The organism is Paenibacillus sp. S150 (assembly GCF_019352175.1).
In the GTDB taxonomy this organism is placed as follows: Bacteria; Bacillota; Bacilli; order Paenibacillales; family Paenibacillaceae; genus Paenibacillus_AQ.
In genome coordinates, this window is sequence record NZ_JACBYI010000066.1 from 17,858 (window position 1) to 27,350 (window position 9,493).

General features: G+C 52.4%; 8 protein-coding genes. 2 read left to right on the forward strand and 6 right to left on the reverse strand.

Annotated elements, in window-relative coordinates; genetic code table 11:
• Positions 1 to 404: 404 nt before the first annotated feature.
• From HYD27_RS30480 to HYD27_RS30500, 5 genes are all read right to left on the reverse strand, one after another.
• Entirely contained in the window at positions 405 to 1,943 is a 1,539-nt protein-coding gene (locus HYD27_RS30480; RefSeq protein WP_219221549.1) for a lipopolysaccharide biosynthesis protein, read from the reverse strand.
• Positions 1,933 to 3,066 carry a polysaccharide pyruvyl transferase family protein gene (locus HYD27_RS30485; RefSeq protein WP_219221550.1) on the reverse strand — a complete coding sequence of 378 codons (1,134 nt, stop codon included), beginning with the start codon at positions 3,064 to 3,066 and terminating at the stop codon, positions 1,933 to 1,935. The genes HYD27_RS30480 and HYD27_RS30485 overlap by 11 nt, the downstream gene beginning before the upstream one ends.
• Positions 3,063 to 4,118 (reverse strand): glycosyltransferase family 2 protein, encoded by a 1,056-nt coding sequence (locus tag HYD27_RS30490; RefSeq protein WP_219221551.1) that lies wholly within the window; start codon positions 4,116 to 4,118, stop codon positions 3,063 to 3,065. Before HYD27_RS30490 ends, HYD27_RS30485 begins: the two co-directional genes overlap by 4 nt.
• Positions 4,119 to 4,149: 31 nt before the next feature.
• Positions 4,150 to 5,055, reverse strand: coding sequence for a glycosyltransferase family A protein (locus HYD27_RS30495; RefSeq protein ID WP_219221552.1), 906 nt, complete (start codon positions 5,053 to 5,055; stop codon positions 4,150 to 4,152).
• A gap of 130 nt (positions 5,056 to 5,185) precedes the next feature.
• Positions 5,186 to 6,061: an aldose 1-epimerase family protein gene (locus HYD27_RS30500; RefSeq protein ID WP_219221553.1), complete on the reverse strand. Its 876-nt coding sequence runs from the start codon at positions 6,059 to 6,061 to the stop codon at positions 5,186 to 5,188.
• Positions 6,062 to 6,278: 217 nt separating this feature from the next.
• Here HYD27_RS30500 and HYD27_RS30505 point away from each other — a divergent pair, with 217 nt between their 5' ends.
• Positions 6,279 to 7,505: a Zn-dependent hydrolase gene (locus HYD27_RS30505; RefSeq protein WP_219221554.1), complete on the forward strand. Its 1,227-nt coding sequence runs from the start codon at positions 6,279 to 6,281 to the stop codon at positions 7,503 to 7,505.
• A gap of 314 nt (positions 7,506 to 7,819) precedes the next feature.
• Entirely contained in the window at positions 7,820 to 8,953 is a 1,134-nt protein-coding gene (gene ald, locus HYD27_RS30510; RefSeq protein WP_219221555.1) for an alanine dehydrogenase, read from the forward strand.
• 139 nt (positions 8,954 to 9,092) lie between these two features.
• Here the strand turns inward: ald and HYD27_RS30515 are convergent.
• On the reverse strand, positions 9,093 to 9,493 hold a 401-nt coding region (locus HYD27_RS30515), incomplete at its 5' end, for a hypothetical protein (RefSeq protein ID WP_219221556.1).

The window sequence follows — 9,493 nt, forward strand, 5'->3', positions numbered from 1 at the left end:
GTGGGAATTTCTACACTTAATTTCTTCGGGCGATAGCTTCGGCAAGTCGCAGTGGGAAAAAGTACACTTAAATCAGCGTTACAAGGAAAAAATCGGCCGAATAGGGAGAATTAGGTTTACTTTTTCCACTTAGATGCCTTGAAAAACGCCAAATCCAATAAATTAGGTTACCTTTTTACACTTGGTGCAGGATCGGGACGATGCAGTTTTGGATCAGGTTCGATGCTGGGCCGGTACAGCTCTGTTGCCCGGTCAGTGCAGCTCTAGTGCTGAACTAGCGTAGTTCTTGTACGGCCCATGCCCAGCTTTGAGCCGGGTTCGGCTCTTTGCCGAGCGGCCGCAGTCCCGGCGCAGCGTAAGCTTAGGTTCTCTGAAGCTTATGCTGTCCCCAAGACCGCCGGCCCTCAAGTCTGGCTGGCTGTAACCTTGCTGCGCTTCAGCTTCACTTTGGTTATGAAGCGTTTGGCGTAGCCCCAGGCATAGAGGAAAACCTCGCGTTCGGCAAGGGAGCCGACTGCGTAATAGATGGGCAGGATTACCAGGCCGAGTACTATACCCCATAGAATCACTCCGGTGTAGGAGGTGATGCTGAGGTCAAGCTTGGTGGTGATGAAGACGATAGCCGCGAACACGGCGACGTTGGTCAGCCATCTGCGGAAGGTTACCCATGGACTGCGCTCAAGCAGCACACGGTTGGCGTAGATCACGATATCGATGGAACGGTACAGCAGCGCGGCGATGGTCCCCATCAGCACACCGTAGAGTCCGAAGAATACGACGAAGACAATCGAAGCCCCCAGGTTGATGGCCGACTCCATGATCGAACGGAACTGGGTGTTGCGGAAATGCCCGGCAATCGTGATCAGATTGTTGGAGGAGGTGCGGGCATTGGTCAGCAGCTTGATCACCACGAACAGGATCGGCAGCCAGAAGTTGATATAGTTCACATCATTGACCCCGGATGTATACAGCCGCATGAACGGCAGAATGAGAATGTACACTACGGTCAGGATCGAGAAGATCAGGCCCATGAAATAGACCTCATATGCATCATAGAATTTGACAAAAGCCTCTTTGCCCTCATGATAGCTCTGCCCCAGCGCCGACTTCACACTTCCGTTGACAGTCTGGACGATGTTGTCGACGATGGTGAAAATCATATTGTACATTACATAGATACTGACAACCTTCAGGTTGGTGAATATCGTCAGGATCAGCACGTCGGTGTTGCGGAAGATAAGATAGGAAATTTCATGCACCATGACCGAATTTTTTTGCCCGATGGCTTCAAAGTCCGGCTTCAGGCCCAGATCAATCCATTTGTAATGCCGCTTCGAATAGATATAAAAGGCCACAATCTGCAGAACCGTCAGTACGAAGAAGGAGGCCTGCACGGCAATAATATCCACACCCTGCAGCAGCAGAATGATCCGCACCACATTGTTCAGAATATTCGCGGCCGTGACGATCGAGGTTTCGATGTAGCTTTTGCCTTCGGCAATCAGCAGGACTCTGAATTTGCCCTGGTAATAATAATTGATCGCCCCGCCCAGGCCCGAGAATAAGATAATCGCCATGATGCTCAGCTTGCTGATCTCCGAATGGATCACCAGCGGATAGACGACTGCCAGCAGGACAACCGAGATGAAGTAATAGATCCCGGTTTTTTTGTAATAGCTGGAGGTGGCGGCGAGAATCGAATTGATATGGTTGTAGTCATTTTTGGCTACCGGTTTATACAGGGCTTGCAGCGAAGCTGCGCCGACGCCTGCTTCCAGCAGAGCGAAATAACTGATAATCTGCACGATGGAGGCGATCAGCCCGTTGGCCTCCGAGCCGTAATTGACCATGATCAGCCGGGGGATGAAGAAGCCGAGAATAATGGTGATCACCTGGCTCGTAAGACCGAAGCCCAGGTTCAGCATGCTGCGTTTAGCTTTCATAGCTCCTTCTCCCTTCCACAAGCGGCGCAGGCGTGAGGTAGGCATCCAATTGCTCGAAATGCTTCTCCGCCTGGTTCGCCTGCAAGGTAACATCAAGGCTGTTCCCGGCCATGCTCTCGAACACCTGCTCCGGGGTAATCTCAGCCAGATGGGCGAAATCCGTATATTGTCCGTCAAAATGAGCATCCTGCATGACATTGATCATTTTGCTGCTGTAGGCTACCGGAAATACCGGCTTGCCGAACACCCAGCCGAGAATCATCGCATGGAAGCGGGACGCCACGATAAAGCTTGCGCCTGCCAGCGCGCCCAGAATCTCATCCATACCGGTTCTGTAAAAGTGAACCTGTGTCTCCCGCTGCAGCTTTGCCGGAATCAGGCCCAGAATCTGTCCGATCGCCTCCTGGTCGCCTTCATGCTGGCAGAACGACAGAAAATGCACGGCATAGCCCCGCTGAATGAAATGAATTGCAACATCTTTCATTTTTTCATAATAGAGGTTGTCAAAACCGTCCAAGGCCTTCGAGGAAGGCTTGATCACCGAAATGGCGATATACCGTTCTTCCGGAGCCTTTCCTGCGGCCTGCTCATATTGCAGTTGAAAAATAAGATCCGGCGCCATCCGGACGTTGCCCAGATCCTGGAACAAATTATAGGAATACTGCTCTCTGAAGGAGATGTCGGTGTATTCCTGAAAGATCCGCCGGTGCTCCTCATAATATGCATTGTCGGTATAAGGACCGAAATTGGCGCCCATCAGATAATACGGTTTGCTCTTGTTGCGGAGGCTCTCGTTATTCGCCACATATTCGGCCCATTGCTCTCCTTGCATAAAGATCGATCCGCCGATATGCACCGTGCCGTCTGCCTGATCCACCAGAAACTTCTGCATGAAATTTGGATGCAGCTTCAGCTTGCGGAAGAAGTAGTTGATTCCCCGGAACAGCACAGAGTCCGAAGCAAAGACCTTTAGATTGCGGAGATCCTTGAAGACCACTGTATATTGGCGCGGCGCAATAAGCATGAACCGGGTATCCGGATAGCGTTCGCACAGCACCTTGATAAACAGATCATCGCCGAGGTTGAACTCCGTATATGCGTAGATCATCATTTTCTTCTTCATATCTTAATTTCCTTTCTGCTGATCACGGCTTTGAGCTTCTGTTTGAACTGCAGCCAGCTGCGGTCCAGATGAATCAACCGCCCGTACAGGGACGGGGAAATTAAGAAGGCTTTGATTTGAAAAGCGAGCTGCCGGTCATCGCCCTGGTACCGCCGCATGATCGGAAGCATTTCCTGGTTCACGCCGGGGTAGGCGAGATCAATATCCTGAAGCAGCTTGCGGGTGCTGATGCCGCTCGTGCCGTTCAGGCAGGTCTTGAGATTGTAGAAGTAATTCTCGGTCATTTCACGGTTCAGCAGCAGATCCGATATCGTGTGAGCCTCATTGAAGGGATGGGCCCGGAAATATTCATCCACCCGCTTGAAGGCGGCGACCACATCGAATTTGTTCACATTGTAGGTACCTGTAATCGATGACGTCCGCTGAAGATAATAGGACAGCACATCGGGGATCGAGATCACCCGGGAGGCCCGGGACAAGGCTTTGTAGATAAACTCCTGATCCTCGCCGTTCACGCAGCGCTCCGTATAGCGGATACCGTTCTCCAGCAGAAAGGTGCGCTTGAAGGCGATGCTGCCGGTCCAAATCCGCAGGCTTTTATGCACAAAAATATTCTTCAGCGCTTCGCTTCCCGTGGTGTCTTCGGCGTCTGAAGTGAAGCTCACAATGGTCGATCCGTCCTCGCGGACCAGGTTATATCCCCAGCAAAGTATGTCTGCCGTCCCGCCCGCAGCAGCTGCCAGAGCACGCTGCACCAGATCGGGGTCCGCATAGTCGTCGCCGTCCAGGAAAAGTACATAATCGCCGGCTGCTGCCGCCAGCCCGGTATTTCTTGCGGCACTGACACCGCCATTGGGTGTGCGGATCAGCTTAGCCTGCAAAATAGGCGAGCGCGCGAGCATTTCCTCGGCAACCTGGGCGGTGCGGTCCTTGGAGCCGTCATCCACCAGAATCAGCTCGAACCGCTTATCCCTCTGATCCAGGAGTGAATTCAGCAAAGGTATTATATATTGTTCTAAATTATACATGGGAACTACAATGCTTAGGCTCATGCAGCCACTCCCTTCCTGAATTAGAGTTGGGTTATCCGGCGGTCTGCCTGGAGAAGATTTCTTTCAGCCCTTTTTTGTAGCCGTTGATTGCGGCGATATTCTTCTTGGGCTGCTCCCGCAGAATGAGGTAGAGTGTGGTCCAGACGAGCGCGAGATATCCGACGGGGCCCGAGTTCTTGTCCTTCAGCAGATGTACATGGTTCAGCACCCGGGTATAGGCAACGTCTTCAAGATTGTCTCTGGAGGCCGGGGATTCATGATGCAGGAGCTTCAATTCGGGATTGATGTACAGGGGGCCGGACTTTTGGGCGATGCGCGACATGAGAATGTCTTCGCCGACACTGTAGCTTTTGAGCCAGGGAACGGGTCCCAGATCCTTGATGGCTTCTTTCTTGAACGACATATTGCAGCCGTGCTGGAATTCGGTCTTGAAAATCTTCCTCGCCTTATGCCAATTGTACATGGAGCCGGCTTGGCCGCTCAGCGAGAGCTTGCCGCTCGATAGGGATTGCTGGAAGGACAGCAGGCAGCGGATTGTACCGAGGAAGCTGTTGCTCATCCCGATGGCGATGCCGCCGACCCCTGCGCAGTTTGGATAGTCGAGGTAGGTTTGACTCAGAGTGGACAAGTAATGCCCGGGGATTTCGACGTCGTCGTCAAGGAAGAGGATCTTATCCATGGAGGACAGCTCCACTGCCTTAAGCCGGGACAGCCATAACCCCCGGTCAGTCTTGCTGTGATAGACAAAAGAATAACCGCAGCCGGTCAGTAACGCTTCGTATTCACTCAAAATTTCTTCGGGTATATCCCCGTCATCTATAATGATAACCTCTATGGGGCAGGTCCGGCCTATGTCCTGCTTGGTGATAGAATGAATGCACCGTGTCAGGTCCTGTACCCGATTCCTCGTGCAGATAACCACTGACAATCCTTGCATATACTCCACTCCCTTATCCAATTCTCCCATCTATGTTTGGTATTATAACCTGGGATTATAAGCTAACTTAAGCTTACTATTGGCAGAGAAAGGTTGTATATACTACTTTAGTTTACTTATTGGAGGGGATTCAGCTGATTTCTATCGTCAGGGAGCTGGCGAAATTCTCTCCCGGCGCCAGGGTGATGACGCCTTCTTTTTCTGACAGCTCGCCTTCAAATCCATCGCTGTCTGCGAATCCCTGCCAGGGCTCGATGCAGAGAAAAGGCGCGTTCAGCTTCTGCCAGATGCCGAGATCCGGGAAGCCTTCGAAGGATACGGCGACGCTTTTCTCGGTAACCCGGCTCTTCAGCGTGATTTGCCGGGAGGCTACATTGCGGAAGACCAGCGCGTCGTCCCTGAACATTTCATGGGTCAAGGGAAGGAGGCGCTCACCCTTCAGCACAGACTCCGTTTTGCCGGTGATCCGAAGGCCAGCACTATTCAGGAACTCCCGGTCCAGCGTTTCGGTCTCGGAGAACTCCAGGACATAATCGCTGAAGCTTCCGTTCTCATCCAGCGGACAATTGAATGCAGGGTGCGTGCCAAGCTGGAAGAAGATGCTCTGTCCGTCGGTGTTTTCTACACGGTAGTCCAGCTTGAGGGTGCTTTCATTCAGCGTGTATGTAATATACAGGTTGAACTGGAACGGATAGCTGGACAGGGTATGCCCGCTGCTGGTGAGCCGGAATACTGCATGTGACTCGTCCGCTTCAATTATCGTAAACTCGCTGTGTCTGGCAAAGCCGTGATTGGCAAGCTTGTAGGCTTGTCCATGGACCTTGATCTCCCCATTCCTGACGGCACCGATAATCGGGAACAGCACCGGAGAACGGCCTGTCCAATAAGCGGCATCCCCGCTCCAGATGTAATCCGTGCCCGTGTCCTTTCTAATGAAGCTGATAAGCTCCGCTCCGAGCGGGCTGATCTCAGCCTCCGCCGAGCCGCTGCGCAAAATGGTGTTCATAGTAGATTGCTCTCCTTTCACAATGGTTGCCGGCACGTCTTCCCCGCCGACAGCTCATATTCTAACAGACTTCCGCTGGATCGTTGTAACACATCGTGTACAATTCAGAAAAATAATTATTACAGTGTGTAAAATGACAATCAAGCGGAATGGTATAACATATATAGCAGGCAATGATTCTATAATAAGTAAGCGTTCGAAGCGGAGGGATAGGGCCATGCAGCTTAAGCAGATATTCGTGAACGGTGAGAGATTGAAGAATACGATTGAGGCCTTTGCCGATTTTGGGCGGACGGAGAAGAATGGCGTGACCCGGCTGTCGCTGTCGGAGCAGGATGTGAAGGTGCGTAATTATTTCCGTGCGTGTTGTGAAGAGCTGGGAATGTCGGTCACGGTGGATGATATGGGCACCATGTACGCCACCCTCGAAGGAACGGAAGCCGGCCCGCCTGTGGTGATCGGCTCGCATCTGGATACGGTTAAGAAGGGCGGCCGCTTCGACGGTGTGCTTGGTGTCATTGCCGGTCTGGAGGTAGTGCGCACGCTGGTCGATCATGGGATCAAGCCCCGGCTGCCGGTTACGGTAATGAATTTCACGAACGAGGAAGGGGCGCGGTTCGAGCCTTCAATGATGGCTTCGGGCGTACTCTCCGGCAAGTTCGACAAAGCGGAGATGCTGAAGAAGAAGGACCCCGAAGGGACGGCCTTTGCCGAAGCGCTGGAGGCCAGCGGCTACGCCGGGGAGGCCGCGAACCGGATTAGGGAGGCGGCGGCTTATCTGGAGCTGCATATCGAGCAGGGTCCTGTGCTGGAAAAAGAAAATCTCGCCATCGGCCTGGTTGACTGTGTTGTCGGCATGGCCTGCTATGAAATTGAAGTAACAGGCGAATCCGACCACGCCGGGACGACGCCGATGGATATGCGCAAGGATGCCCTGTTCGCCGCGGCCGACCTGATTACAGAGCTGCGCGGCAGGCTGGGGGTGCTGGATTCCGGCCTGGTCTTCACCATGGGCCGGATGAACGTGCTGCCGAACATCCATACGGTAATTCCGAACAAGGTCATTTTTACCGTTGAAGCCAGACACAAGGACATGGACATTGTCCGCACGGTAGAAGAAATTATTAACGGTCTGCCGGAGGAGCTGCTGGGCTGTGCAGTTTCGAAGACCAAGCTGTGGGGCCGCGATACCGTATGGTTTGACCCTGAACTCTGCGCGCTTGTGGAGCAGGCGGCATTGACCCTCGGCTATTCCGGCAAAAAAATGGCCAGCGGAGCAGGGCATGACGCCCAGTTCGTAGCCGGCTTCCTGCCGTCGGCAATGATTTTTGTGCCCAGTGTGAACGGTAAAAGCCACTGCGAGGAAGAACTGACCTCTTATGAGGAATGCGAGCAGGGGGTAAATGTCGTGCTGAAAACGGTGCTGTCTGTATTGGACAAATAACAAATGTCACAAAACATAACGCAAAAATTCGAATTTTAAGCAAATATTATTTTGCAGCAAAGGGTGATTTCTTGGCTGCTGTATCAGCTCTGCCAAGAAGACATCGGTGACGGTGTCTTTTTTTTTATGCTTTAAATGCAGATTTGTCATATATACCAATGGATACCGCTTCCGTACATAGGGTTTTCACCCCTCCATTGTGTTAAAACACAATCATGGCAGATAAAGTTTTTCTTTTTACCCAAAATGCAAAAAGAGTTCGTATGTTATCATTCTTTACATAAGGGAAAGACATAAGACGGGAGCGATTAACAATGATTATTGGAGTACCCAAGGAAATTAAAAATAACGAAAACCGTGTCGCCATTACCCCTGCAGGAGTTGTCAGTCTGGTAGCAGATGGACATAAAGTGCTGGTGGAAGCCGGAGCCGGAGCCGGCAGCGGATTCCTCAATGAAGAGTATGCCGCAGCCGGTGCGGAACTGATCGCTGAAGCTGCTGCAGTATGGGCTGCCGCAGAGATGGTTATGAAGGTGAAGGAGCCGCTGGCAAGCGAGTATGGCTACTTCCGCCCGGGCCTGATCCTCTTCACTTACCTGCACCTGGCTCCGGAGCCGGCCCTGGCTTCGGCCCTGAAGGACAAAGGCGTGTTCGCCATCGGATATGAAACGGTTGTCCATGAGCGCACACTGCCGCTGCTCACACCAATGAGTGAAGTAGCCGGACGGATGTCCGTGCAGCTCGGTGCGCAGTTCCTGCAGAAGAATTATGGCGGCCAAGGCATTCTGCTCTCCGGCGTTCCCGGCGTCAGCAGAGGCAAGGTCAGCATTATCGGCGGCGGTGTAGTCGGTACGAATGCAGCCAAGATGGCGATCGGTCTTGGAGCCGAAGTGACAATTGTTGACCTCAGCGCGGACAGACTCCGCCAGCTGGATGATATTTTTGGCGCACAGATCAACACGCTAATCTCCAATCCTTACAACATTGCCAAGGCTGTAGCTGAAGCAGACCTGCTGGTAGGCGCGGTGCTGATTCCTGGTGCGAAAGCGCCGAAGCTGGTTACCGAAGAAATGGTTAAGACGATGAAGCCTGGCTCCGTCATTGTAGACGTGGCGATTGACCAAGGCGGTATCGTTGAAACGATTGACCGGGTAACCACACATGACAATCCTGTTTTCGAGAAATACGGCGTCCTGCATTACTCGGTAGCCAATATGCCGGGTGCTGTAGCCAAAACCTCGACCATGGCTTTAACCAACGTTACGGTTCCTTATGCGCTGCAAATTGCAAATAAAGGTGTGTTCAAGGCGATTGAAGAAAATGCCGGCCTGAAGAGCGGCGTCAATGTTGCCAACGGCAAAATCACCTGCCAAGCCGTGGCAGAGGCTCTTGGGGAAGAGTACTCCACGGTAGAGCAAGCAGTAGAACAAGAGTTCACTCTGATCTAAAGCAAGAGAGAACCGACCACAGACAGAATAGACAGAACTGAGGGGCAACAACAATGGATGCAGTCCGGTGAGCGATCTCCGGGCTGTTTTTTTTTGAAGGATTTATATGTTTTGGGGGAAGCGAAGCTTATCCGTTATTTCACGGTTGCGCTGTAAATGAACGAATGGATCGGGACTTCGGCCAAGCAAACTGCGCGATTGCGTTGGCCGCAGCGGGCAGGTAGAGGGAATCAAAGGCAGAAGTACCTTTGATTTCGGTCGAAGCCGGCAGGACGGTGGAATCAAAGGCAGAAGTACCTTTGATTTCGCCCGAAGCCGGCAGGACGGTGGAATCAAAGGCAGAAGTACCTTTGATTCTCCTAGAAGTAGGCTGGACGGTGGAATCAAAGGCAGATGTACCTTTGAATTCGCCCGAAGCCGGCAGGACGGTGGAATCAAAGGCAGAAGTACCTTTGAATTCGCCCGAAGCCGGCAGGACGGTGAAATCAAAGGCAGAAGTACCTTTGAATTCACCTGAAGTAGGCTGGACGGTGGAATCAA